This is a genomic window from Streptomyces sp. NPDC005722 (assembly GCF_040630935.1).
GTDB lineage: Bacteria > Actinomycetota > Actinomycetes > Streptomycetales > Streptomycetaceae > Actinacidiphila.
This window is the reverse complement of record NZ_JBEXYN010000001.1, coordinates 408,740-434,062: the sequence shown is the minus strand read 5'-3', so window position 1 is coordinate 434,062 and position 25,323 is coordinate 408,740. Positions and strand designations below refer to the sequence as shown.

Annotated in this window: 22 protein-coding genes; 14 read left to right on the top strand and 8 right to left on the bottom strand. The window is 74.0% G+C overall.

Translation table 11 applies throughout. The features are described from left to right. Nucleotides 1-149: 149 nt before the first annotated feature. Nucleotides 150-686, top strand: coding sequence for a DUF4328 domain-containing protein (locus tag ABZ479_RS02030; protein ID WP_500459358.1), 537 nt, complete (start codon nt 150-152; stop codon nt 684-686). Here the strand turns inward: ABZ479_RS02030 and ABZ479_RS02025 are convergent. The 5 genes from ABZ479_RS02025 to ABZ479_RS02005 all read right to left on the bottom strand — a co-directional run bounded on the left by ABZ479_RS02025 (nt 673) and on the right by ABZ479_RS02005 (nt 6,172). Continuing rightward, complete coding sequence (locus ABZ479_RS02025; protein ID WP_500459356.1) at nt 673-1,908, bottom strand: styrene monooxygenase/indole monooxygenase family protein; 1,236 nt, start codon at nt 1,906-1,908, stop codon at nt 673-675. The genes ABZ479_RS02030 and ABZ479_RS02025 overlap by 14 nt on opposite strands. Nucleotides 1,909-1,997: 89 nt before the next feature. Continuing rightward, nucleotides 1,998-2,591: a GTP-binding protein gene (locus ABZ479_RS02020; RefSeq protein WP_499602677.1), complete on the bottom strand. Its 594-nt coding sequence runs from the start codon at nt 2,589-2,591 to the stop codon at nt 1,998-2,000. Between the two features lies 1 nt (nt 2,592). Further along, nucleotides 2,593-3,018 carry a DUF742 domain-containing protein gene (locus tag ABZ479_RS02015; protein ID WP_499602678.1) on the bottom strand — a complete coding sequence of 142 codons (426 nt, stop codon included), beginning with the start codon at nt 3,016-3,018 and terminating at the stop codon, nt 2,593-2,595. Continuing rightward, a complete protein-coding gene (locus ABZ479_RS02010) occupies nt 3,018-3,542 on the bottom strand; it encodes a roadblock/LC7 domain-containing protein (RefSeq protein WP_500459355.1) in 525 nt (174 codons plus the stop codon). Before ABZ479_RS02010 ends, ABZ479_RS02015 begins: the two co-directional genes overlap by 1 nt. Then, complete coding sequence (locus tag ABZ479_RS02005) at nt 3,542-6,172, bottom strand: sensor histidine kinase (protein WP_500459354.1); 2,631 nt, start codon at nt 6,170-6,172, stop codon at nt 3,542-3,544. Before ABZ479_RS02005 ends, ABZ479_RS02010 begins: the two co-directional genes overlap by 1 nt. 357 nt (nt 6,173-6,529) lie before the next feature. On the opposite strand from ABZ479_RS02005, the gene ABZ479_RS02000 reads away from it, so the two are divergent. After that, nucleotides 6,530-7,375 (top strand): hypothetical protein, encoded by an 846-nt coding sequence (locus ABZ479_RS02000; RefSeq protein ID WP_500459353.1) that lies wholly within the window; start codon nt 6,530-6,532, stop codon nt 7,373-7,375. A 79-nt stretch (nt 7,376-7,454) separates the two neighbouring features. Here ABZ479_RS02000 and ABZ479_RS01995 read toward each other — a convergent pair whose 3' ends face one another. Beyond that, entirely contained in the window at nt 7,455-7,871 is a 417-nt protein-coding gene (locus ABZ479_RS01995; RefSeq protein ID WP_499602762.1) for a MarR family winged helix-turn-helix transcriptional regulator, read from the bottom strand. Nucleotides 7,872-8,118: 247 nt separating this feature from the next. After that, nucleotides 8,119-10,587 carry an endopeptidase La gene (gene lon, locus ABZ479_RS01990; protein WP_500459352.1) on the bottom strand — a complete coding sequence of 823 codons (2,469 nt, stop codon included), beginning with the start codon at nt 10,585-10,587 and terminating at the stop codon, nt 8,119-8,121. A gap of 421 nt (nt 10,588-11,008) precedes the next feature. Between lon and ABZ479_RS01985 the strand changes: the two genes are divergently transcribed. From ABZ479_RS01985 to ABZ479_RS01940, 10 genes are all read left to right on the top strand, one after another. Next, a complete protein-coding gene (locus ABZ479_RS01985) occupies nt 11,009-11,581 on the top strand; it encodes an RNA polymerase sigma factor (RefSeq protein ID WP_500459350.1) in 573 nt (190 codons plus the stop codon). After that, nucleotides 11,575-12,423, top strand: coding sequence for a zf-HC2 domain-containing protein (locus ABZ479_RS01980; RefSeq protein ID WP_500459348.1), 849 nt, complete (start codon nt 11,575-11,577; stop codon nt 12,421-12,423). Before ABZ479_RS01985 ends, ABZ479_RS01980 begins: the two co-directional genes overlap by 7 nt. Further along, complete coding sequence (locus tag ABZ479_RS01975) at nt 12,420-13,205, top strand: ABC transporter ATP-binding protein (RefSeq protein WP_500459347.1); 786 nt, start codon at nt 12,420-12,422, stop codon at nt 13,203-13,205. Before ABZ479_RS01980 ends, ABZ479_RS01975 begins: the two co-directional genes overlap by 4 nt. Further along, nucleotides 13,202-14,521, top strand: a complete 1,320-nt coding sequence (locus ABZ479_RS01970) for a hypothetical protein (protein WP_500459346.1) — start codon at nt 13,202-13,204, stop codon at nt 14,519-14,521. The genes ABZ479_RS01975 and ABZ479_RS01970 overlap by 4 nt, the downstream gene beginning before the upstream one ends. A gap of 32 nt (nt 14,522-14,553) precedes the next feature. Then, a complete protein-coding gene (locus ABZ479_RS01965) occupies nt 14,554-15,165 on the top strand; it encodes a hypothetical protein (protein WP_500459344.1) in 612 nt (203 codons plus the stop codon). A gap of 41 nt (nt 15,166-15,206) precedes the next feature. Next, entirely contained in the window at nt 15,207-15,890 is a 684-nt protein-coding gene (locus ABZ479_RS01960) for a spermidine synthase family protein (RefSeq protein WP_500459342.1), read from the top strand. A 61-nt stretch (nt 15,891-15,951) separates the two neighbouring features. Continuing rightward, nucleotides 15,952-16,698, top strand: coding sequence for a response regulator transcription factor (locus ABZ479_RS01955; RefSeq protein WP_499602693.1), 747 nt, complete (start codon nt 15,952-15,954; stop codon nt 16,696-16,698). Next, complete coding sequence (locus tag ABZ479_RS01950) at nt 16,695-17,792, top strand: HAMP domain-containing sensor histidine kinase (RefSeq protein WP_500459340.1); 1,098 nt, start codon at nt 16,695-16,697, stop codon at nt 17,790-17,792. Before ABZ479_RS01955 ends, ABZ479_RS01950 begins: the two co-directional genes overlap by 4 nt. A 205-nt stretch (nt 17,793-17,997) precedes the next feature. Beyond that, on the top strand, nt 17,998-21,855 hold the full coding sequence (locus ABZ479_RS01945; protein ID WP_500459339.1) for a multifunctional oxoglutarate decarboxylase/oxoglutarate dehydrogenase thiamine pyrophosphate-binding subunit/dihydrolipoyllysine-residue succinyltransferase subunit: 3,858 nt from the start codon (nt 17,998-18,000) through the stop codon (nt 21,853-21,855). 160 nt (nt 21,856-22,015) lie between these two features. Continuing rightward, on the top strand, nt 22,016-22,195 hold the full coding sequence (locus ABZ479_RS01940) for a DUF6104 family protein (protein WP_431967379.1): 180 nt from the start codon (nt 22,016-22,018) through the stop codon (nt 22,193-22,195). A 24-nt stretch (nt 22,196-22,219) separates the two neighbouring features. Here ABZ479_RS01940 and ABZ479_RS01935 read toward each other — a convergent pair whose 3' ends face one another. Further along, nucleotides 22,220-22,942: a DUF4232 domain-containing protein gene (locus tag ABZ479_RS01935; RefSeq protein WP_500459337.1), complete on the bottom strand. Its 723-nt coding sequence runs from the start codon at nt 22,940-22,942 to the stop codon at nt 22,220-22,222. Between the two features lie 113 nt (nt 22,943-23,055). On the opposite strand from ABZ479_RS01935, the gene ABZ479_RS01930 reads away from it, so the two are divergent. Further along, the gene (locus ABZ479_RS01930; protein ID WP_499602700.1) at nt 23,056-23,925 is read left to right on the top strand and encodes a DUF4097 family beta strand repeat-containing protein; all 870 of its coding nucleotides are present in this window, start codon (nt 23,056-23,058) and stop codon (nt 23,923-23,925) included. A 1-nt stretch (nt 23,926) separates the two neighbouring features. Then, nucleotides 23,927-24,832 (top strand): PadR family transcriptional regulator, encoded by a 906-nt coding sequence (locus ABZ479_RS01925; RefSeq protein WP_500459334.1) that lies wholly within the window; start codon nt 23,927-23,929, stop codon nt 24,830-24,832. Nucleotides 24,833-25,323 lie beyond the last annotated feature (491 nt).

The following is a 25,323-nucleotide window of genomic DNA, read 5'->3' as shown; positions in this document are numbered from 1 at the left end:
CGACGAGCGTTTCACAGCCCCGCGGACCCCGCCACGGCGGGACCGCGAGCACCCGGGGCGCGCGTACCGGTGCCGCTGCGCGGACGGCGGGACGCGGGCGGCGGTGGACCGGAGAACGGGGAGCGGGGACGGCGGCAGGTTGCGGCGCCGTGACCCACGACGGCGCCGTCATCATCTCCCCGCCCGCACGTCCGCCCCGGGGCGAGCCGGACCTCGTCCCGAGGGCGACGACCGTCGTCGTCGTGGCCGCGCTCGGGGTGCGCGTGCCGGTGAACGCCGAGGCGCCGGCGCCCGGTGGACACCGGATGCAGCGCGGCTGGACCACGGGCGCGTGGCTGATCCCGCCGGCCGGCTTCGTCCTGCCCAAGCGGATCATCAACGACATATGGGCGGCCGGCTTGCCGCCCGGGCGTCCGCGGCGCACCAGTGTGCTGCTGACCTCGTGGTGGCTGCTCTTCGTGGCGGCCCAGCTCCTGGCCTCCCCCATCGCCACCGGGGACCCGGCGGCGGCGGAGACGGCAGGCGCCGCACTCCGGGTCCTGGCGGGGGCGCTGTGCATCGGTGTGGTGCTGAGGATCGCCTCGATGCAGCGGACGCGGCTGCGGGGCTGGGACCGGCAGGCCGTCCGGCGTCGCGGCACCGGCGGCGGTCACCGCCGGCGCCGCGGAGCGGTCAGGCTCCGGTGACCGAGGCCAGGTAGGCGCTCGCCGCCTGCGGGTCGTAGAAGTACGACTCGTAGTCCGACGGGTCGTCGAAGCCGTTGGCGAAGCGGTTCGCCACGGCCGGCAGCTGCCCGGCGGCGCCGATCAGGCCCAGGACGTGCTCCGGCGGCGGGCCGAGCAGGGCGTTGGTCCACTTGGTCACCGGCTCGGCGGTGGTCCAGAAGCGGGCGAAGGCCGACTCCATCCAGTCCCGGTCGAAGGGCTTGTCGCCCTGCTCGACGATGGCGTCGAGGTAGGCGGCCGCGCACTTGGAGGCGCTGTTGGAGCCCTGGCCGGTGATCGGGTCGTTGGCGACGACGACGTCGGCGACGCCCAGGACCAGCCCGCCGGAGGGCAGTTCCGCGACGGGGTGCCGCACGACCGGGGCGAACCGCCCGGACAGGGTGCCGCCGGCGTCGGTCAGCTCGGCCTCGCGCGCGCGGTCGTACTCCCAGGGGATGTGACGCTCCATCAGCTCCAGGGTGATGCGCAGGTGCTCCTGCGGGTCCTTCACCCCGGCGAAGACGTCGAGCGGACCGCCGGGCAGCGCCTCCCAGAAGAGGATGTCGCAGGGACCCGAGGTGGTGAGCGCCGGGATCACGATCAGCTCACCGGCGCCGGGCACCATGTTGAGCCGCACCGCGTGGAGGTCGGGGTGCTCCGGGCGCGGGGCGAGGCCGTGCACATAGGCGACGGCCAGCGAACGCTGGGGGGTGCCGTAGGGGGAGCGCTCCGCGTTCCGGCCGAACAGGGAGACCAGTTCGCCCTTGCCCGCCGCGACCATCACCAGGTCGTAGGCGCGGGCGAAGTAGTCCAGGTCCCCGACGGTCACGCCGTGGACGACCAGCTTGCCGCCGCGCTCGACGAAGGTCTCCAGCCAGCCGGCCATCTTCACCCGCTGGTCGACGGACTGCGCGTACGCGTCGAGCCGTCCGACCCAGTCGACGGGCCGGGACCCGTCGGGGGCGGCGACGGAGACGCCCAGGCCCTCGATCCGGGGCGCCTGGTCCTCCCAGAAGTTGACGCCGAGGTCACGCTCGTGCGCCAGCGCCGTGCCGAACATGCACTGGGTGGACATGACACGCCCCTGGCGTATCTCGTCCGCCGTGCGGTTGGACATGACGGTGACCTCGTATCCCCGGGACTGCAGGCCCAGGGCCAGTTGGAGCCCGGACTGGCCGGCTCCCACGATCAGTATCTTGCGCAAGGCGGCACGCTCTCTCGTACGGGTGCGGCTGGGATGCGTCCGGCGGGCGTCCCCACGACTCCCCCGGAAGACTGCTCGGCCGTGTCGTCCTAGGCCGTGAGTGCCTGCTTGACCAGGGCCAGCAGCACCTGGATCACCGACTGGCGGTCACGGGCGTCGCATATGACCACCGGGATCTCCTCCGGCACGGCGAGCGCCTCGCGGACGTCGATCTCCTCGTAGGCGGTGGTGCCCTCGAAGCGGTTGACCGCCACGGCGTAGGGCAGGCCGCTGCTCTCGAAGTAGTCCAGCGCCGGGAAGGCGTCGGCCAGCCGCCGGGTGTCGGCGAGGACGACCGCGCCGATCGCCCCGCGCACCAGGTCGTCCCACATGAACCAGAAGCGCTGCTGTCCGGGGGTGCCGAACAGGTACAGCACCAGTTCGCGGTCGAGCGTGATGCGGCCGAAGTCCATCGCCACCGTGGTGGTGGTCTTGTCCGGGGTCGAACCGAGGTCGTCGATGTCCTCACTGGCCCGCGTCATCACCGCCTCGGTGGTGAGCGGGGTGATCTCCGAGACCGCGCCGACGAAGGTGGTCTTGCCCACCCCGAAGCCGCCCGCCACGACGATCTTGGTCGACGTGGGGGCGTGGCTCACGTCCAGTTGCCACTCCTGCAGGCCGTCTTCTTCCGCGAGGGACGACATGTCAGAGCCTGCGAAGTCCACCGAGCACCCTCTCCAGCAGCGCGCGATCCGGGGCGCCGGGCCCGTGCCCGGTCCCGTACACGCGGATCCTTCCCTGATCGGCCAGGTCGCTGAGCAGCACCCGGACCACACCGAGCGGCATGCGCAGCAGCGCCGAGATCTCCGCCACCGAGCGCATGCGGCGGCACAGTTCCACGATGGCCCGCATCTCCGGCATGACGCGCTCGGCCCAGTTGCCCGAGGTCAGCTCACGGCGCTCGGTGGAACCGTCGATCGTCGCGACGAAGGTCTCCACCAGCAGCACGTGGCCGAAGGACGTACGGCCGCCGGTCAGCGCGTACGGCCGCACGCGGGCGGCCCTGCGCCCGGCGCCCCGTACCGGCAGGGCGGCGGCGGCCTGGGCGGCGGGAATCAGCGGACGGCGCATCAGCGGCTCTCCTCGATCGCCTGGCGCAGCTCCGTGCGGAGCGCGGGGGTGAGCACGTGTCCGGCCCGGCCCACGAACAGGGCCATGTGGTAGGCCACCACGCTCATGTCGCACTCGGCGTCCGCGTGGACGCCGAGCAGCGAGCCGTCCCCGATCGTCATGACGAACACGCTGCCGTTCTCCATCGACACGCCCGTCTGGCGCACGCCGCCGCCGTCCATCAGACGCGCGGCGCCGTCGGTCAGCGAGGCGATGCCGGAGACCACCGTGGCCAGGTCGGCGGAGGTGCCCGCCGGGCCCCTGGGCCGCCGGACCGCTCCGTCCGCTCCGTCCGCCGCGCCCTCGTCCGCCGGGCCGGCCTCGTCCTCGGGTTCCGAGGACAGCAGCAGCAGTCCGTCCGAGGACACGACGGCCACGGAGCGGACCCCGGGCACGTCCTCCACGAAATTGCTCAGCAGCCACTGGAGGTTACGTGCCTCGTGGCTCAGGCCCCGTTCGCTCTGGGTGTCCGTACCGGCCGACATCAACCGCGTGCCTCCTCGACGCCTTCGGCTTCGACTTGTTGGTGTCCCCCCGAACCGCCCTCTGCTGCGGCCGCGTCCGCGGTCTCGTCCGCGGCCTTCCTCGGCGCGGGCAGACCGCGCCGGACCTCCTGCGTCTCGGCCTGGGCGTCCGCCCTGCCGTCGCGCAGCCCCCGGGCGAAGCCGCCGAGCTTGCGCCGCAGCTCCTCCGGGTCCACCCCGCCCCCCTGCCGGGCCCGCCCGTGGACCTGCGGTTCGCCCGAGAGCCCCGTGGACCGCGGCACCCGCTGCGGAAGTCCCTTGCCGGTGACGGCGATGCCGTCCGGCACCTCCACGGCGGCGGCCGGGGCCACGGCCGCGGCCGCTTCGGGGGCGGCCGCCACGGCCGGGGCGGACCCGTCGGCGCGGGCGTGCTCGACGGCGTCCTCGCCGGGACCGGGCGCTTCGCCGCCGGGCTCGGGCGCCTCGGCTGCTTCGGCCGTTCCGGACGCTCCCGCCGCTTCGACGGGCGCCGCGCCGGTCTCCGTCACGAGTTCCTCGGTCGCCGGCGCCGTACGCTCCGGCTCCTCCGTCTGCTCCCCGCGGGCCCGCCGCAGTGCCTTGCGCGGCTGCCACGGCTCGCCCGCGACGGCCGCCTCCACGGGGGTCTGCGGGCCGTCCGGGTCCTCCGCGGGCGCGGTGAGCGCCGTGGGGACCACCACCACGGCGGTGGTGCCGCCGCGCTTGGCGTCACGGAGCTGCACACGGATGCCGTGCCGGGCGGCGAGCCGGGCGACGACGTACACGCCCATACCGGTGGCCTCGGCGACGGTGGTGTGCTCCGCGGGATCGGCCTGCGTCAGCAGCGCGTTGAGCTCGTCCAGCCGGGCCGTGGGGATGCCGATGCCCTGGTCCTCGACCGACAGCATCAGCTCACCGCTCTCCAGCATCCAGCCGGACAGCTGCACCTCGTTCTCCGGCGGGGAGAACGCGGCCGCGTTCTCCAGGAGTTCGGCGATCAGGTGGCTGAGGTCGTCGGAGGCGAAGCCGGCGACGCGTCCCGCGGGCAGCTGCTGGATGCGCACCCGCTCGTACTTGTCGATCTCGGAGACCGCGGCGCGCGCCACGTCAACCAGCGGAACGGGCTTGGGGTGCGCGTGGCCGTGCTCGACGCCGGCCAGCAGCAGCAGGTTCTCGCTGTTGCGGCGCATGCGGGTGGCCAGGTGGTCCAGCTTGAAGAGCTGGGAGAGCTCCTCCGGGTCGTGGACCAGCTCCTCCAGCCGTTCGATCAGCGTGAGCTGGCGCTCGACCAGGCCGAGCGTGCGCAGCGTCAGGTTGACGTAGGTGCCGTGGACGTTGTCCTGCAGGGTGCCCAGGCGCGTGCTGAGGGCGTCCTGCTGTCCGTGCAGCAGGTCGCGTTCCGCGGCGAGGGCGTCGCGTACGCCCTGGAGCCTGGTGTGCTCCGCGTCCTGCGTGGCGACGCGGCCGCGCAGCCCGGTGACCTCGGCGCGGAGCGCGTTGACCGCCCGGGCCGTGGCCGCGAACTCGTCGGAGCCGACGATCCTGACCTGCTCGCCGGTGGGGACGTCGCCGCGGGCGAAGCGGTTCAGTGCGGCGGCCGGGCGGGTGATGGACCGGGCCGTGGAGACGCCGACGCCGAGGACGAGCAGGAAGCACACCGAGGCGAGGGCGACGTGGAGTTCGAGGGCCGTCACGTCGTCGTCGCGCAGCGCGGCGAGCCGTTCGGCCGCCGCCGCCGCGAGCGAGGACTCGACGCCGCGCATCATGTCGATCCGCGCGGAGAGCGCCGTCTGGACCGACCCCGGCTTGAGCGCGCGGTCGGCCGCGGAGAGCGAGGAGCTGTTCAGCAGTTGCTTCAGCCGCTTGTCGGCGTCGTTGACGTCGGAACCGGTGACGGTCTGGTCGTACTGCTCGACCGCGGCCTGCGAGGCCCCGCCCCGGAAGTCGGCGAGCGCGGCCCGTTCGCTGACCGCGGCGGTCTGCGCGGCGCCGACCAGGCCGGACGCCTCGCCGCCCTTGGTGAGCGCGCCCACCAGCAGGCCGCGCTGGACGGAGGCCTGGTCGACGGCGCGGGCGAGTTCCGGCAGCGCGGTGGTGTCGGCGGAGGCGCCCCGGGCGGGCAGCGAGCGGGCGACCGCGGACCCGACCCCGCTCAGCGCGCGGATCGCCGGGTCGTAGGCCGCGACGGCGGCCTCGGCGGAGCCGGGACCGGAGAGCACCTTCTGCCGGACGTCGGGGAGTTCCCCGAGCTGCCGGACGACCTCGGCGGTCGCGGCGGCGAAGGCGGGGGCGTCGTCGGTGTCCGTCCCGGCCGCCACCGCCAGCACCTCCTCGGCCTGGCGGTCGACCCGCTCGCGCTGGGTCTCGGAGACGCCGGTGCCGCCCTCGGTGGAGCGGCCGCCGGCCACGAAGACGGCCATGTCGTCGCGCTCGTCGGCCAGGGCGTGCGACAAGGAGACCGCCTGGGCCCCGAGTCGGGCCATGCCGACCAGTCGCTGTGACTCGGCCAGGTCGCGCACGCCCGTGGCAACGCCAGGAGCGGAGGCGGCCAGGACCGTGACGGCGCAGATCAGCAGGGCGACCAGCAGTCTCTGCCGTACGCGCTTGGTCCGCGGGTTACGTCGTGTTCGCACCGGTGCTCGCTATCCCGTCTCGCCTGATCCACTGGTCCCGAGATGACGACACATCGGCCGAGCGCCGAGCACGGCAACGTCTGGCCTCATCCCGGCATCGTCCCGACCTTCTCAGGCCGACCCGGAATGCAGATGTGCGTCCCCCGCCTCGACACTCGAACGAGTGAATCGCACGGACAAGTTGACGTTCAACTCCCCCGCACGATCGTTACGCGCCCGCCTCCGCGCCGGGCGGTCCCGGAACTGGCATCGGAGCCGCCGTCCTGGCAGGATGCGCACCTTCACCGACCGGTAACCCCCGGCGGGTGCCCCCGGGGTTCGAACAGCTCCCCCGGGCGGCTGCTGCAGACTGGCCGCATGCGCATCGAGACGGCCACCGAGCCCGGCGACCCGGGACGCCCCAACGAGGACTTCGTGGCAGTGGCCATGCCCGCGTCAGACGGCGGCGGTTCACTGGTCCTGCTGGACGGCGTCACCCCTCCCGACGGCCCCACGGGGTGCCGCCACGACGTGCCCTGGTACGTCTCCCAACTGGGCGGATCCATGATCGAACTGTCCGTTTCGCCCGCGGCCCCGAGCCTGGCGCAGTGTCTCGCGGATGCCGTCCTGCGCACCGCCGACGCGCACCGCGAAACCTGTGACCTTTATCACCGCCGCACCCCCCAGGCGACCGTGGTGGCGGTCCGGTGGAATGCGGACACCGTGGAGCATCTGGTGCTATCCGACTCGGTGTTGCTCATCGAGGACACCGCAGGTCAGGTCGGTGCCGTACGCGACGACCGGCTCGACCGGCTGCCCCCTCCGCTGCCCGCGCTGCGCGCCGCGGTGCGCGCCCTGCCGCGCGGCACGGCCGCCCGCGCCGAGGCCGCCGCCGAGTACGGGCGGGCCGTGGAGGCCCTGCGCAACGCCGAGGGGGGCTTCTTCACCGCGGCGGCGGACCCCGCGGTCGCCACCCGCGCCGTCACGGGCAGCCGGCCGCGCTCACGGGTCCGCGCGGTCGCGGCCCTCACGGACGGCGCCGCCCGCCTGGTCGAGGTCTTCCACGAGCACGCCTGGCAGGACACGTTCACCCTGCTGCGCAAGGCCGGGCCCGGGGAACTCCTGCGCCGGGTGCGCGCGGCGGAGTCCGCGGACCCGGACGGCACCCGCTTCCCGCGCGGCAAGGTGCGCGACGACGCGACCGCGGTGTTCGCGCGGTGGTGACGGCGGCGTGGCCGCGCGCCGGGCGGGGACAGGCGCGGGTCGCACGCCGGCGGGGGAAAGGCGCGGGTCGCGCGCCCTCCTACTCCTGCGAGGCGTTCAACTGACCCAGCAGCCGGGCCAGTTCGCGCAGCTCGTCCCGGTCCCAGTTGCGGAGCCGGTTGACGTAGCGCGCCCGGCGCGCCTGCCGGACGCGCGAGAAGCGCTCGGCGCCCTCGGCCGTCAGCTGCACCAGGAAGGCCCGCCCGTCGGCCGGGTCGGGTTCGCGGCGGAGGAGCCCCAGCACTTCCAGGGCGCGCAGTTGACGGCTCATCGTGGCCTTGCCGACCCCGAAGTAGCCGGCGAGCACGGTGGCCCGCTCGGGGCCCGTCTCGGCGAGCCGGGCGAGGATCCCGTACGCCGCGGGCTCCAGTTCCGGATGGACCTCCCGGGCCATCTCGCCGGAGGAGGCGCGGGCCCGCCGCAGCAGGACGGTGAGCTCGCGTTCGAGCGCCTCCATCACGGGGTCCGCCTCCCTGGGGGAGCCGGCGGTTCCGGCCACCTGGTCACCCGCCTTCCGTCGTGAAAACTTCTCGTCTCCGGCCGCCCTGTGCGCAGCGTGCCCAGTATTTCGCAGGCCGGCGCCAACGGCGTGACCAGGGGCCCTTCCGTGCGCCGGTGTCCCGCCGGGAAGGCCGGACGCACGGGAGCGGCCCCTCCTCAGGCCGTGGGAGGGGCCGCTCTCGTTCACCCGGTCAGGGCCTGGTTCAGGCCGCGACCGGGGGCTCCTCCGCCGAAGGCAGGGGGCCGGCCTCCAGTCCGGAGTCCGCGCCGGTGCCGGCGGGCTCCAGGGCCAGCTTCAGCACGTGCCGGACGTCGGAGACCGCGTGGACCTCCAGCTTCTCCAGCACCTCGGCGGGGACGTCGTCCAGGTCCGCCTCGTTCCGCTTGGGGATCACCACGGTGGTGATCCCGGCGCGGTGCGCCGCCAGCAGCTTCTGCTTGACGCCGCCGATCGGCAGCACGCGCCCGGTCAGCGACACCTCGCCGGTCATCGCCACGTCGGTGCGCACCCGGCGTCCCGACAGGAGCGAGGCCAGCGCGGTGGTCATGGTGACACCCGCGCTCGGGCCGTCCTTGGGGACCGCGCCCGCGGGGACGTGGATGTGGACCCCGCGCTCCTTCAGGTCGCCGACCGGCAGCTCCAGTTCGGCGCCGTGCGAGCGCAGGAAGGAGAGCGCGATCTGCGCGGACTCCTTCATCACGTCGCCCAGCTGACCGGTGAGCTGCAGTCCGCTGCCGCCGGTCTCCGGGTCCGCCAGCGACGCCTCGATGTAGAGGACGTCGCCGCCCGCGCCGGTGACCGCCAGACCCGTGGACACGCCCGGCACCGCCGTGCGCCGCTCCTGCGGGTCCTGCGCGGACTCCGGCACGTGGTGCGGACGGCCGATCAGGTCCCGCAGGGTCTCGGCGGTGACGGTGAACGGCAGCTCGCGCTCGCCGAGTTCGTGCTTGGCCGCGACCTTCCGCAGGATGCGGGCGAGCGACCGCTCCAGGGTGCGCACGCCCGCCTCGCGGGTGTACTCCCCGGCCAGCTTGCGCAGGGCCGCGTCGTCGACCGTCACCTCGTCCTCGCCGAGCCCGGCCAGCTCGCGCTGGCGCGGCAGCAGGTGGTCGCGGGCGATGACGACCTTCTCGTCCTCGGTGTAGCCGTCCAGCCGCACCAGCTCCATGCGGTCCAGCAGCGGCTCCGGGATGGCCTCCAGGACGTTGGCGGTGGCCAGGAACACCACGTCGCTCAGGTCCAGTTCGACCTCCAGGTAGTGGTCCCGGAAGGTGTGGTTCTGCGCCGGGTCCAGGACCTCCAGCAGGGCCGCGGACGGGTCGCCGCGGTAGTCGGAGCCCACCTTGTCGATCTCGTCCAGCAGGACCACCGGGTTCATCGACCCGGCCTCCTTGATGGCGCGCACGAGCCGGCCGGGCAGCGCGCCGACGTAGGTGCGACGGTGGCCGCGGATCTCGGCCTCGTCCCGGACGCCGCCGAGCGCCACGCGCACGAACTTCCGCCCCATCGCGCGGGCCACGGACTCGCCGAGCGAGGTCTTGCCGACGCCGGGCGGGCCCACCAGGGCCAGCACCGCACCCCCGCGGCGCCCGCCGACGACCCCGAGCCCGCGGTCGTGGCGGCGCTTGCGCACGGCCAGGTACTCGGTGATGCGTTCCTTCACGTCCTCCAGGCCCGCGTGGTCGGCGTCCAGCACCGCCCGCGCACCGGGGATGTCGTAGGCGTCCTCCGTCGTGGTGTTCCACGGCAGCTCCAGGACGGTGTCCAGCCAGGTGCGGATCCAGCTGCCCTCGGGGGACGCGTCGCTGGACCGCTCCAGCTTCTCGACCTCCTTCAAGGCGGCCTCGCGCACCTTCTCGGGCAGGTCGGCGGCCTCGACGCGGGAACGGTAGTCGTCCGCCTCGTCCTCCGGGTCGCCGTTCAGCTCGGCCAGCTCCTTGCGGACGGCCTGCAGCTGCTGCCGCAGCAGGAACTCGCGCTGCTGCTTCTCCATCCCCTCCTGGACGTCCTTGCGGATGGTCTCCGCGACGTCCTGCTCGGCCAGGTGGTCGCGCAGCCACTGCGTGGCCAGCCTCAGCCGGGCGACCGGGTCCACGGTCTCCAGCAGCTCGACGCGCTGCTTGGTGGTGAGGAAGCCCGAGTAGCCGGCGTTGTCGGCCAACTGCGAGACGTCCTCGATCTGCTGGACGCGGTCCACGATCTGCCAGGCCCCGCGCTTGCGCAGCCAGCTGGTGGCCAGGGCCTTGTACTCCTTCATGAGCTCCGCGACGGTGCCGGGAGCCTCGGCGGGCACCGGCTCGGCGAGCTCGGTCCCCTCCACCCACAGGGCGGCGCCCGGTCCGGTCGTGCCGGCGCCGATGCGCACGCGGCCGACACCGCGGATCACCGCGCCGGGATCGCCGTCCGACAGCCGTCCCACCTGCTCGACGGTGCCCAGCGTGCCCACGCCCGCGTAGTCGCCGTCCACCCGGGGAACGAGCAGCACCCGCGGCTTGTTGCCGACACCGGGCAGACCGGACCGCTGCGCGGCCTGGGCCGCCTCGACCGCGGCACGCGCCTCGGCGTCGGTCAGGTCCACCGGCACGACCATGCCGGGCAGGACCACCGCGTCGTCGAGGGGCAGCACGGGGAGGGTGAGCGGCGCGAACGCCGACGAAGACGATTGAGCCATTATCTCTCCCTAAGCAATCAAGTTGAGCTATGCAGACTCAATGCATCTGATGCCCCTCGTGTTCCCCAGCCCCTGTTCGCTCTGAGCGATCGGCCACCCGCCAGGCACGGACGCCCCACTGGAGCGGTCCCGCCCCCGGCGCCCGCCGTGCGCGCACGGCACCCACGCACCGTCACCGACCTCCGCTCCCCCGGGAGCCGGGCCCTTTCGGCGCGCGACGAGTCAGGGCGGCACCAGGGCGACGCCCAAACCTCATCCGCCACCGCCGAACCGCTGCCCCGGGCCGACCGACGGGCGTCCCCATAGGCGCGCGACGAGACCGACCGGCACCAAGGAGACGCCGAAGCACACACGGGGGCGGCCGCACGAGAACCGTGCGAGGGAGCGGGGGCGATAGAGGGGTGTGAGACTCTTCCGGCCCATGAGCCACGAGCCCCCCGGGGACGACGCGCTGCTGCGCGCGGTCGCCCGGGGTGACGCCCAGGCCCTCGCGGACCTGTACGACCGACATTCCGGCTGGTTGCACGCGCGGCTCACCCGGCGCTGCTCCGACCCCGAGACCGTCCGCGAGGTACTGCAGGACACCTTCGTCACGGCCTGGCGCTCGGCGGGCGGCCACGGCGGCGGCGCCGTGGGCGGCTGGCTCTGGGTGATCGCCGTCCGGCGGCTGGCGGACGCCCGTCGCGCCGCCGTACGGGCCGGCACCCGCGACCTGCTGGCCGCGCGGACGCACGAATCCGGTACCGCCCCGTCGGCCGAGGAGGACGTCCTCGCCGGGCTGGAGTACGGCGACGTGGGCGCGGCGCTCGACCGGATCTCCCCCGAGTTGCGGGACGTGCTGCGGGCCACCGTGGTCGACGGCCTCACCACCCGGGAGACCGCGTGCCTGCTCGGCATACCGGAGGGGACCGTCAAGACCCGCGCCTCCCGGGCCCGCCGCGAACTGCGCGCCGCCCTCGCCGCCTTCGGCCCCGCAGGAGGAGCCGCATGCTGAACCCCCGCCGCACCCCCGCCGCGCCGCCCGCGGACCGGACCGGCTGGCACGTGCCGGACGCCGCGGCCGCCGCCTACGCCGACGGCACCCTCGCCGACTCCGCCGCGTGGTCGGTGGACAAGCACCTGGAGTCCTGCACGGCCTGCGCCACCCGGCTGTCCGCGCTGGTCAGGGCGGGCGACGCGGGCCCGCTCCTCGCCGGCGTCCGCGAGGCCGTCCTCGCCGCGGCCGCGCCGGCGCCCCGGGCCGCGCGGAGCCTTCCCTGGCGGGCTGCGCTGCGGTCCGCGCGCGTCCTGCGGCCCGCCTGGGTCGGGTCCGTACTGCTCACGCTCGCGGTCGCCGTGGCGCTGTCCCGGCTGGGCGCGGCGCCGGAGGGACGCCCCTGGCTGCTGGCGCTCGCGCCGGTGCTGCCGCCCCTGGGCGTGGCGCTCGCGTACGGCAGGCACGGGGACCCGGCCCACGAACTGACCGCGTCGACACCCTCCGGGGGGCTGCGGCTGCTGCTGACGCGCACCGGGCTGGTGCTGGCGGTGTGCGTGCCCCTGCTGAGCGCCGCCGGGGGCGTGCTCGCGGGCGCCGGGGCGGCCGTGGCCTGGCTGCTGCCGGGGCTCGTGCTGACCGGGGCCACCCTGGCGCTCGGCAGCTGGACGGGGTGCCATCGGGCCGCCGGCGCCGTCACGGCCGCCTGGCTGTGCGCCGTCACCCTGTGCGGGCTCCCCGCCGCGGCCGTGCCCCTGCTGCTCTCCCCCGCCGCGCAGCCCGGCTGGGCAGCGGCGGCCGCGGCCTGCGCCGGCCTGCTGATCCTGCGCCGTACCGCCTTCGACCACCTGGAGCGCACGTGACCACCGAGACCACCGTCCTTGTGGACGGCCTGACCGTACGGCACCGGAGGACCACCGCCCTGGACGCCCTCGACCTGCGCATCGGGCGCGGCGTCCACGGGCTGCTCGGCCCCAACGGCGCGGGGAAGACCTCGCTGATCCGGGTGCTGGCCACCGTGGCGCCGTACCGCTCCGGCCGGCTGGAGCTGCTGGGCCTCGACCCTGCGGCCCCCGCGGGGCGCACCTCGGTGCGGCGCCGCCTGGGCTACCTGCCGCAGGAGTTCGGCCACTACCCCGGTTTCACGGTGCGCGAGTTCGTGGCGTACATGGCCTGGCTGAAGGAGGTGCCCAAGGACGCGGTGCCCGAGGCCGTCGAGCGCGCGATGGAACGGGTCGGTCTCGCCGGGCGCGCGGACGCGCGGATCAGGACGCTGTCCGGCGGCATGGTGCGCCGGGTCGGCATCGCCCAGGCGATCGTCAACGACCCGGAGCTGCTGCTGCTCGACGAGCCGACGGCCGGTCTCGACCCGGAGCAGCGGGTGGAGTTCCGCGCCCTGCTCAGGGAACTGGGCGCCACGGCGACCGTCCTGGTCTCCACCCACCTCGTCGAGGACGTCGCCACCGCCTGCACCGAGGTGACCCTCCTCGACGAGGGGCGGGTCGCCTTCCGGGGCACCTCGGGGGAACTGGCCGCCGCCGGCGACGACGACGCGGCCGGGGACAGCCCGACCGAACGCGGCTACACGGCGGCGCTGCGCCGCCACCGCTCCGCGCGCGCCGCCTCCCTGGAGGCCGCCGTATGAGCGCCGCGGGCACCCTGACCACCACGCCGCAGGCCCCTCCCGCCGCTCCCCGTGCGCACCGCACCGAACTGCTGCGCGGGGGCGGGGTGTGGGTGGGCGCCGTCCTGGCCGTGAGCGTGATCGTCGCCGTACTGGCCAGGCGGTACCTCCTGTTCGACACCTGGGCGACGACCCAGGCGGCGCTCCGTGAGGCGGGCCTGCTGCTCGGCGGTCCGCTCGCGCTCGCCGCGGGTTGCCGGCAGGGCGGCCGCGAGCACCGGCGATACACCGGCGACCTGCTCGCCTCCGCCGCGCGGTCGCCGCTGCGCAGGGCACTCGTGGCGGCCCTGCCGTCGGTGGCCTGGCCGGTGCTGGGCCACCTGGCGGCGACCGCCGTCTGCCTGGGGGTGCTGCTGCCGTACGCGTCCTACGGGCACCCCGTCTGGCACCTGGCGGCGGTGGACGCGGTGGCGCTCGGCTCCCTGGGGGCGCTCGGCTTCGCGGCGGGGCGGGCGTTGCCCTGGCGCTTCTCGCCCCCACTGGCCGGCGTCGCCGGGTACGTCCTGCTCGGCTTCGGCGTCTCGGGGTACACCGGAGCGGGAACGGCGTGGCTGAGCCCCGCGAACGGCGACTGGGGGAGGTTCGGCGGCGACGTCCCCGTGTGGTGGGCCGGGGCCCTCTGCGCGGTCTGGACGGCCGGACTCGCCGTCGCCGCCCTGCTGGCGGGCCATGCGCGGCGCAGGGCCCTCGCCGTCCTGCCGCTCGCGGCCGCGGTCGCCGCCGGGTCCGTGCTGTACGGCACCGGCGACGGCCTGCTGCGCTCCGATTCCTCCGCCACCGCGCTGGTCTGCGACCGGGCCACGCCCGCTGTGTGCGTCCGCGCGACCCACGCCGGCGCGCTGCCCGCCGTGCGGGCGGTGGTGGCGCGGATCGACGCCCGGCTCGCGGGTACGCCGGGGGCTCCCGTCCGCTACCGCGAGGGCGGCACCGGCGACGCCACACCGCCCGGGGAGGTCCGGTTCGAGCTGTACGGCGGGGTCTTCCGCGGTCACCTGGGCGATCCGGAGATGCTGTACCGGGACTTCGTGTACGCGGTCACCACGCCGCCCGGCTGTCAGGGCCAGTCCCACGCGGCGGGCTACCCCGCCGAGTACGCCGCCCAGGAGTGGCTGGACCTCGGCAAACCACTGTTCGCGGACACTGCGGCCGAGGAGCGGCAGGCGGAGGCGGCGGCACGTCGCCTGCGCACGCTGGCAACCGCCGACCGCCGGGCCTGGCTGGGCCGCTACCTGGCCGCGGCGCGGGTGTGCGACACCAGTGGTGTCCCGGCGCCGTGATCGTCAACCCCACCCGCCGAGGAGGCAGTGCCATGACGCCCTCGCTCGTCCCCCTCTACCTGCGCTCGCGCCGTCTGCCCGGCGCTGTCGCCGCCCTGGCCGTCCTCTTCGCCGTCTCGCGCTGGAGCGCGGACCGGCTGGTCGACCGGGCCCTCTTCGACCCGGCTGCCCGGGTGCCGCTGGTCGTCCTGGCCCCGGTGCTCGCCGCCGCGGTCACCGGGCTCTCGCTGCACAGCCGCTCCGGCGAACTGGACCGCTCCGCCCCGCTGCCGTGGTGGCGGTGGCGCGCGGCGCACCTGCTCGGCCTCACCGGGCTCGCCGCGCTCTGGCTGGGCACCGCGGTGCCCGGCGACCCGGCGCACTTCGGCGCCCCGGCGATGGTCCGCGGCGTGCTCGGCTTCACCGGGCTCGCCGCGGCCGGCGCCGCGCTGTTCGGCGCCCGGCTGAGCTGGCTGCCGCCCGTGGTCCTCGGCGGCGCCGCCTTCCTGGCGGCGCCCCGCACCCCGGGCGGGGCGGCCGCGGTGTGGGCCTGGTCGATGCAGCCGGGCGCCCAGCCCGCCGCCTGGGCGACGGCCGTCGTGCTGTTCGCCGCCGGCGCGGCCCTGGTGGCGGTCCGGGGCCCGGCGGCGGACGGGGTCCGATAACCGGTACAGCCCGGGCGACCGCGTCATTACGCTGTGCGGGCATGTACGACGAGGACGACACACGACCCGTGACGATCGACCGCCGCGAGGGGCCCTACGGCGAGGTCGCGCTGCGGCGCGGCGGCGGGCGCTACGAGATCATCGCCAACGGCACCTTCCTCATGGACACCTCCGACGGCCGCTCCGAGCGGCTGCTGGTCGACGCCGCCCTGGACGCGCTGCCCGCGGACCGGTCCGGCCTGTCGGTGCTGATCGGCGGGCTCGGGGTGGGCTTCTCCCTCGCACGGGCGGCGGGCGAGCCGCGCTGGGCGCGGATCGCGGTGGCCGAGCGGGAGCGGGCGGTGGTCGACTGGCACCGCACGGGCCCGCTCGGCGCCTTCTCCGAGCACGCGCTGGAGGACCCGCGGGTCACCGTGGTCGAGGGCGATCTGGTGGAGTACGTCCGGGATGCGGACGTGACGTACGACGCACTCTGCCTGGACATCGACAACGGCCCCGACTGGACGGTCACCGAGGGCAACCAAGGGCTGTACGGTCCGGTGGGCCTCGCGGCCTGCAAGGAGCGGCTCGAACCGGGCGGCGTACTGGCGGTATGGTCGGCGCAGCCGTCCGCCGCGTTCGACGACGCACTGAGGTCGGCGCAGTTCACGCAGGTCCGGACCATCGAGATCCCGGTGAATCGGGGCGTTCCGGATGTCGTGCACCTGGCAACCAATCCCGCATAGCCGCGTCGTCGTCCCGCCCCGTACGCTGCTGCGCAACGTAAACGACCATGGGGGACCCCACATGGACAGCACACAGCCGACGACCGCCGACGCCGCAGCGGTGGCGGCCACCCCCGGGGCGCAGCGCCGCGTGCTGGTGGTGGAGGACGAAGCCACGATCGCCGACGCCATCGCGGCGCGCCTGCGGGCGGAGGGCTTCCAGGTCCGCACCGCGGGCGACGGCCCCGCCGCCGTGGAGACCGCCGCCTCCTGGCAGCCCGACCTCCTCGTCCTCGACGTCATGCTCCCCGGCTACGACGGACTGGAGGTCTGCCGCCGCGTGCAGGCCTCGCGCCCGGTCCCGGTCCTGATGCTGACCGCCCGCGACGACGAGACCGACATGCTGGTCGGGCTCGGCGTGGGCGCCGACGACTACATGACCAAGCCCTTCTCGCTGCGCGAACTGGTGGCCCGGGTGCACGTGCTGCTGCGCCGCGTGGAGCGCGCCACGATCGCCGCCCGCGACCCGCGGGGCGCCAACATGCAGCTCGGCGACCTGGAGATCGACAACGCCCAGCGCCGGGTCCGGGTCCGGGGCGCCGACGTGCACCTCACCCCGACCGAGTTCGACCTGCTGGTCTGCCTGGCCCAGCAGCCGCGGGCGGTGCTCTCCCGGGAACAGCTGCTCGCCGAGGTCTGGGACTGGGCGGACGCCTCCGGCACCCGCACCGTCGACAGCCACGTCAAGGCACTGCGGCGGAAGATCGGCGCGGAGCGCATCCGTACGGTCCACGGCGTCGGCTACGCGCTCGAGACGCCCACGCCGTGAGCCCCTACAGCGCGCCGCGCCCGCCGAAGCTGCGGGAACGTGTCTGGGCCGCGCTGAGGCCGTACGACCCCTTCCGGTCGATCAAGGCGGCGCTGCAGTACCTGGTGCTGGCCTCCGTGCTGATCACCACGGGCCTGGTCTTCGTGGCGATGCACTCCGCGACCGAGATCCGGATCATCACGATCTTCTCGATCATCGCCTCGCTGCTGATCTCGCAGCTGGTGGCGCACGGCCTGACCGCGCCGCTGCGCGAGATGACCTCGGTCGCCAGCGCCATGGCGCGCGGCGACTACAGCCGGCGGGTCACCGCCGTGCGCCGCGACGAGGTCGGCGAGCTGGCCGAGACCTTCAACCGGATGGCCGCCGACCTGGAGGCCGTCGACCAGCACCGCAAGGAGCTGGTGGCGAATGTCTCACACGAGCTGCGCACCCCGATCGCGGCGCTGCGCGCGGTGCTGGAGAACGTCGTCGACGGGGTCTCCGAGGCCGACCCGGAGACCATGCGCACCGCGCTGCAGCAGGCGGAGCGGCTGAGCCTGCTCGTCACCCACCTACTGGACCTCTCCCGCCTGGACAACGGCATCGTGCCGCTGGACGCCAAGCGCTTCGAGGTCTGGCCCTACCTGTCGGCCGTGATCAAGACCGCCGGGCTGGGCCTCCAGGACGGCCAGGCGCCGGGCCGCCGGGCACGGAAGGACGTCCACCTCCACCTGGACGTCTCGCCCCCGGAGCTGACGGCGTACGCGGACGCCGAGCGGCTGCACCAGGTGGTCGCCAACCTGATCGACAACGCCGTCAAGCACAGCCCGCCCAGCGGCCGGGTCACCGTCAGCGCCCGCCGGGGCCCCGGCCCGGGCAGCCTGCACCTGGAGGTCCTGGACGAGGGCCCGGGCATACCGGAGGCCGAGCGCAACCGCGTCTTCGAGCGCTTCAACCGCGGCACCGCTGGACCGGGCGACGGCGGGACGGGGCTGGGACTGGCGATCGCGCGCTGGGCGGTGGACCTCCACGGCGGCCGCATCGCGGTGGCCGAATCCCCCCGCGGCTGCCGGATCCGCGTCACCCTCCCGGGGTCGCACGCGGCGCCGGCTTGACGGCTCCCACCGGGGCGGACGTTGCCAGAGGCAACCGGACCAGTCGATTCAGCACCCCATTCCCGCCAAACTCCGCCCCGAAACCGCCTTTCCGATGTGACTTAGGCGACGACTGGCCTCCCCGCCTGCAGGAAACGCTCCGGTAGGCGTAGCCTTTATTTCCGCTGTCCATCACCTTGTGAAGCGGAAGAGGGCGGTTGCCGCCGTGTCGCCACACCCCAGTAGCTCGAGCGTCCCGACCGAAACCGATGGGCAGGGCCAGGGCCCTGCCGCGGGCTTCGGGCCTAACGAGTGGCTTGTCGATGAGATCTACCAGCAGTACCTCCAGGACCCGAACTCGGTGGACCGAGCCTGGTGGGACTTCTTCGCCGATTACAAGCCGGGAGCGGATACGGGTTCCGCAGTCGCCTCGGGCCAGCCTCAGGCGGCCCCCGCAGCGCCGCCGGCCGCTCCGGCCGCTCCTGCTGCCGCACCCGCTGCCGCGGCACCGGCCGCACCGGTCCAGCCGGCCGTGACGCCCGCCGCCGCGCCGGCCCCGGCCGCCCAGGCCCCGGCCCCCGCGCCGGTCGCGCCCGCGGCACCGGCCCCGGCCCCCGCGAAGCCCGTCGCCGAGAAGCCCACCCCGGCACAGCCGCAGCCGGCCCCCAAGGCCGCCCCGGCCACCGAAGCGCCCCAGGGCCCGGAGTACGTGACGCTGCGCGGCCCGTCCGCGGCCGTGGCGAAGAACATGCACGCCTCGCTGGAGCTGCCCACGGCCACGTCCGTGCGCGCGATCCCGGTGAAGCTGCTGTTCGACAACCGCATCGTCATCAACAACCACCTCAAGCGCGCCCGCGGCGGCAAGGTCTCCTTCACCCACGTCATCGGCTACGCCATGGTGCAGGCGCTGAAGATCATGCCGGCGATGAACTGGTCGTTCGCGGAGAAGGACGGCAAGCCGACACTGGTCAAGCCCGACCACATCAACCTCGGCCTCGCCATCGACCTGGTCAAGCCCAACGGCGACCGCCAGCTGGTCGTCGCGGCCATCAAGAAGGCCGAGACCCTCAACTTCTTCGAGTTCTGGCAGGCCTACGAGGACATCGTCCGGCGCGCCCGCGTGGGCAAGCTGACGATGGACGACTTCTCCGGCGTCACCGTCTCGCTCACCAACCCCGGCGGCATCGGCACCGTCCACTCCGTGCCGCGCCTGATGCCCGGCCAGTCGGTGATCCTCGGCGTCGGCTCCATGGACTACCCCGCCGAGTTCCAGGGCACCTCCCAGGACACCCTGAACAAGCTGGGCATCTCCAAGGTCATGACGCTGACCAGCACCTACGACCACCGGGTCATCCAGGGTGCCGCGTCCGGCGAGTTCCTGCGCATCATGAACCAGCTCCTGCTGGGCGAGAACAACTTCTTCGACGACATCTTCAAGGCGCTGCGCATCCCCTACGAGCCGGTCCGCTGGCTCAAGGACATCGACGCCAGCCACGACGACGACGTCACCAAGGCCGCCCGCGTCTTCGAGCTGATCCACTCCTACCGGGTCCGCGGCCACGTCATGGCCGACACCGACCCGCTGGAGTACAAGCAGCGCAAGCACCCCGACCTGGACATCACCGAGCACGGGCTCACCCTGTGGGACCTGGAGCGCGACTTCGCCGTCGGCGGCTTCGCCGGCAAGTCCCTGATGAAGCTCCGCGACATCCTCGGCGTGCTGCGCGACTCCTACTGCCGCACCGTCGGCATCGAGTTCATGCACATCCAGGACCCGCTGCAGCGCAAGTGGATCCAGGACCGCGTCGAGCGCTCGCACACCAAGCCCGAGCGCGACGAGCAGCTGCGCATCCTGCGCCGGCTCAACGCCGCCGAGGCCTTCGAGACCTTCCTGCAGACCAAGTACGTCGGCCAGAAGCGCTTCTCCCTGGAGGGCGGCGAGTCCGTCATCCCGCTGCTGGACGCCGTCATCGACGCGGCCGCCGAGTCGCGTCTGGACGAGGTCGTCATCGGCATGGCCCACCGCGGCCGCCTCAACGTGCTCGCCAACATCGTCGGCAAGTCGTACGCGCAGATCTTCCGCGAGTTCGAGGGCAACCTCGACCCGAAGTCGATGCACGGCTCCGGCGACGTGAAGTACCACCTGGGCGCCCAGGGCACCTTCACCGGCCTGGACGGCGAGCAGATCACCGTCTCCCTGGCCGCGAACCCCTCGCACCTGGAGGCGGTCGACCCGATCGTCGAGGGCATCGCCCGCGCCAAGCAGGACGTCATCGGCAAGGGCGGCACGGACTTCACCGTCATGCCGGTCGTGCTCCACGGCGACGCGGCCTTCGCCGGCCAGGGCGTCGTGGCGGAGACCCTGAACATGTCGCAGCTGCGCGGCTACCGCACCGGCGGCACCGTGCACGTGGTGATCAACAACCAGGTCGGCTTCACCGCCGCCCCGGAGTCCTCCCGCTCGTCGATGTACAGCACCGACGTCGCGCGCATGATCGAGGCGCCGATCTTCCACGTGAACGGCGACGACCCGGAGGCCGTCGTCCGCGTCGCGCGGCTCGCCTTCGAGTTCCGCCAGGCGTTCAACAAGGACGTCGTCATCGACCTCATCTGCTACCGCCGCCGCGGTCACAACGAGGCCGACAACCCGTCCTTCACGCAGCCGCTGATGTACGACCTGATCGACAAGAAGCGCTCGGTGCGCAAGCTCTACACCGAGTCCCTCATCGGTCGCGGCGACATCACCCTGGAGGAGGCCGAGCAGGTCCTGCAGGACTACCAGGGCCAGCTGGAGAAGGTCTTCACCGAGGTCCGCGAGGCGACCGCGCCGGCCGCCGCGCAGCAGGAGGAGAGCCAGGCCACCGGTCCGGAGTTCCCCGTCCCGGTGGGCACCGCGATCAGCGAGGAGGCCGTCAAGCGGATCGCGGCCTCGCAGGTCAACATCCCCGAGCGGATCACCGTCCACCCGCGCCTGATGCCGCAGCTGCAGCGCCGCGCGGCCATGGTCGAGGACGACAGCATCGACTGGGCCATGGGCGAGACGCTCGCCATCGGCTCCCTGCTGATGGAGGGCACCCCGGTCCGGCTCGCCGGCCAGGACTCCCGCCGCGGCACCTTCGGCCAGCGGCACGCCGTCCTGGTCGACCGGGAGACCGGCGAGGACTACACCCCGCTGCTCTACCTCTCCGAGGACCAGGCGCGCTACAACATCTACGACTCGCTGCTCAGCGAGTACGCGGCGATGGGCTTCGAGTACGGCTACTCGCTGGCCCGCCCGGACGCGCTGGTCGCCTGGGAGGCCCAGTTCGGCGACTTCGTCAACGGCGCCCAGACCGTCGTCGACGAGTTCATCAGCTCCGCCGAGCAGAAGTGGGGCCAGACCTCCGGCGTCACCCTGCTGCTGCCGCACGGCTACGAGGGCCAGGGCCCGGACCACTCCTCGGCCCGCATCGAGCGCTTCCTGCAGCTGTGCGCGCAGAACAACATGACGGTGGCCGTCCCGACGACGCCGGCGAACTACTTCCACCTCCTGCGGTGGCAGGTCCACAACCCGCACCACAAGCCGCTCATCGTCTTCACCCCGAAGTCGATGCTGCGTCTGAAGGCGGCGACGTCGAGGACGGACGAGTTCACCTCCGGCGAGTTCCAGCCGGTCATCGGCGACCCGCACTTCACCTCCGGCGGGGGCCGGCCCGAGGACGTCCGCAAGGTCGTCTTCTGCTCCGGCAAGGTCTACTACGACCTCGTCGCCGAGCGCGAGAAGCGCGGTGCCTTCGACACCGCCTTGATCCGCATCGAGCGCCTCTACCCGCTGCCGGGCCTGGAGATCCAGGCCGCCCTGGCCCCGTTCACCAAGGCCCAGAAGTTCGTCTGGGCCCAGGACGAGCCGGCCAACCAGGGTGCCTGGCCGTTCATCGCCCTCAACCTGATCGACCACCTCGACCTGGTGCTGGGCGCCGCGCCCGACAACGCCGACCGGCTGCGTCGTGTGTCGCGTCCGTCCTCCTCGTCGCCCGCGGTCGGTTCCGCCAAGCGGCACCAGCAGGAGCAGGAGCAGCTGGTGCAGGAGGTCTTCGAGCTCTGAGGCTCGCAGTCCCGTACGCAGCGCAGGGGCCCCGCACTCGCCGAGTGCGGGGCCCCTCCCGCGTGCGCCGGCCCGCGGGAGGGGCAGGCCGGGGCCCGGGCGGCGGGAGTACCTATCCTGGCCTGGTACGTCATCCTTCGACCCTGATCCGGAGCACCCCTTGTACTTCACCGACCGCGGCATCGAGGAGCTGGAGAACCGGCGCGGCCAGGAGGAGGTCACCTTCGAGTGGCTGGCCGAGCGGCTGCGGGAGTTCGTCGACCTCAACCCGGAGTTCGAGATCCCGGTGGAACGGCTGGCGACCTGGCTGGCCCGGCTGGACGACGACGAGGACGAGTGACGGCGCACCGCCGGGCCGCGCAGCTCAGACGCGGAAGGCGCCGAAACCCACCTGCTCCCCGCAGACGCTGAGGACGGCCGGGGCGCCGTCGGCCCCGGTGACCCCGACCGTGCGGGCCACGTCGTCGGGGAGGGCGATCTCCACCCGGGAGGCCTGGACGGCGCAGACCTCGCGCGCCGAGGGGGTGCCCTCGAAGTTGACGTCGGTGTAGCGGACGTCGGCGACTGCCGTCGCGTGGGGGCGCAGGTCCACGGCGTCGGTGCCGGCGGCGGAGTTGTCGGTCCGCACGGGGGCGGCCTTGCCCTGGTCGTCCCTCGCGGTGAGCGTCGTGGCCCCGGCCAGGGTGCAGGTGGCGCCGGAGGTGTTGGTGACCTCGACCCTGCCGACCGCGGGCTGCCACACGGTCGCGTGCACTCCGGCCGCCACGAAGCGCACGGTGGTCGTGCCGGCCGTGCAGGCGCTCGCCCGGGCGTGCGCGGGGCTCACCGCGACGGCGGGCGCGCGGGTCCCGGTCCGGGTGCCGCAGCCGGCGAGGGCGGGGCCGGTGAGGAGCAGGACGGCGGCGGCGACGGCAGCGCGGGGGCATGAGGGGCGCATGACGGACGAGCACATCACCCGGCGCCCCGTACGGCCCGTCACGGCGCGCGCGAGGTCGTCCCCCGCCTGCGGGACCTCACCCGTACGCCGCACAACCGGCCCCGCGCGGACGTCGGCCGTTCCGCCGGGAAACGCCACCAGGGCGCGCACGGCGCTCCCTTGACTTCCCCTCCACGCGATATATCGTGTCTATCGGAGAGACGCGATATGTTGCGTTGTCGGCGTTGCCCCGGCGTGCCCGGGTGACCCCAAGGAGGGGCGAAATGAGCGGAACACCCGGCTCACGGGAGTGGACGGTCACCGAGCCGCACAAGATGGTCTTCGACGGCAGCGTCGACACCCTGCACGTCCGGGTCGTCAACGGCGCCGTCAACGTGGTCGGCGTCGACGAGGGCCCGGCCCGGCTCGAGGTGAGCGAGCTCGACGGCCCGCCGCTGATCGTGTCCCACGAGGGCGGCACGCTCACCGTCACCTACGAGGACCTGCCCTGGAAGGGCCTGCTCAAGTGGCTCGACCGCAAGGGCTGGCGGCGGCACGCCGTCGTCTCGCTCGCGGTCCCGCAGCGCACCAACGTGTCGGTCGGGGTGGTCGGGGCGAGCGCCGTGGTCTCCGGGATCTCCGACCGCACCGCCGTACGGGGCGTCAACGGCGACATCACGCTGGTCGGCCAGGCCGGCCCGGTGACCGCCGAGACCGTCGCGGGGAACGTGGAGGCCCAGGCTGTCTCCGGCGACCTGCGCGTCAACACCGTCTCGGGCGACCTGACGGTGGTCGAGGGCAGCGGCGCCCACGTCAAGGCCGACTCGGTCAGCGGCAACATGGTGCTCGACCTGGATCCGCGCAGCGGCGCCGACGTCCGGCTGACCTCCGTCTCCGGGGAGATCGCGATCCGCATCCCCGACCCCGGTGACGCCGAGGTGGACGCCAACACCACCAGCGGCGACGTCTCCTGCGCCTTCGACGAGCTGCGGGTCAGCGGGCAGTGGGGGGCCAAGCGGATCTCCGGCCGGATGGGTTCCGGCGGCTCGCGGCTGAAGGCCACCACGGTGTCGGGCGCGATCGCGCTGCTGCGCCGCCCGCCTCAGGAGGAGCACGGGCCCGCGGACACCGATCCGTTCCGGAAGGACGTCTGAGATGGCCCCCGTCTTCGCCCACGGCCGGCTCCGCCTCTACCTGCTCAAGCTGCTCGACGAGGCCCCCCGCCACGGCTACGAGGTGATCCGGCTGCTGGAGGAGCGCTTCCACGGCCTGTACGCCCCCTCCGCCGGCACCGTCTACCCGCGGCTGGCCAAGCTGGAGAAGGAGGGCCTGGTCACCCACTCCACCGAGGGCGGCCGGAAGGTGTACTCGATCACCGACGCGGGCCGCGCCGAACTCGTCTCCCGCAGCGACGAGATCGCCGACCTGGAGAACGAGATCCGCGACTCCGTCTCCACGCTCGCCGCCGAGATCCGCGAGGACGTCCGCGGCGCCGCCGGCGACCTGCGGCGCGAGATCCGGGCGGCCGCCCAGCAGGCGTCGCGCACCCCGCCCAAGTCCTCCCCGGCGGACTGGAAGGAGCAGATGCGCCGCTCGAAGGAGGAGATCCGGCAGGCCCGCGAGGAGGCCCGCACCGCCAAGCGCGCCGCCAGGGAGGCCCAGGACGCCGCACGGGACGAAGTGCAGCGCATCGCGCGCCGCGTCCAGGAGGAGGTCCAGGACCATGTCCGGCGCGGCGACTGGCAGACCGGAGTCCGTGAGGGGCTGGCGGAACTCACGCGGGAACTGGGCCAGTTCGGCCGTACGTCCACCTGGCCGCCGTACGTGAAGCCCGAGCCCGCCGCCGAGGCGCCCGAGTGGGGCGCGGAGGACGCCGCCGTGACCGAGGACCCGGCCCGCGACCTGGAACGCCTGCTGGACCGCTTCCGCGACGACGTCCGCGACGCCGCCCGCGACAACGGCGTGGACGCCGAGCAGTTGCGCGAGGTGCGCCGCCACCTCTCCACCGCGGCGGCCCACATCGGCGTCGTGCTGCGCGGCGGCCGCAAGGACCGCGGCTAGACAGGGGCTACACAGGAGCCTGGCCGCCGCCGTCCGGGCCCCGCCCGCGGGCGGCAGCCCGGACGCCCCGGTCCGGTGGGGAGGACGTGGGGAGTTCCCCGATGCCGCCGTCCCCGTGCGCTGCCAGGCTCTCCGATGCGACGGCACCGGCTCCGGCCGGGCGCCGTCGGCGTCCCGGCCGGTCGTACGGCGCCGGGGACAGCTCGGCCGCCCGGTGGCCGCGGCCGCCAGGTACCGGGCACGCAGTTCCGGGAGCGAGCAGTCGGCCAGGCCCCTGTTCACCCGCAGCCGTCGTGCGGGCGGGCAGCCGTGCAACACCAGTGCCCGCAGCACCGGATGCCGCAGGCGGTACCCGGTTCCCGGTTCGAGGACGACGAGGCCCGCGCACTCCCGCTCGCGGCCGAACAACCGGGCCCCGCCGGACGCGTCGTCCGCGCCGGCCGCCCTGCCGCTTCCCGTCCCCGCCGTCCCCTGCGTGCCCATCGCCCCAC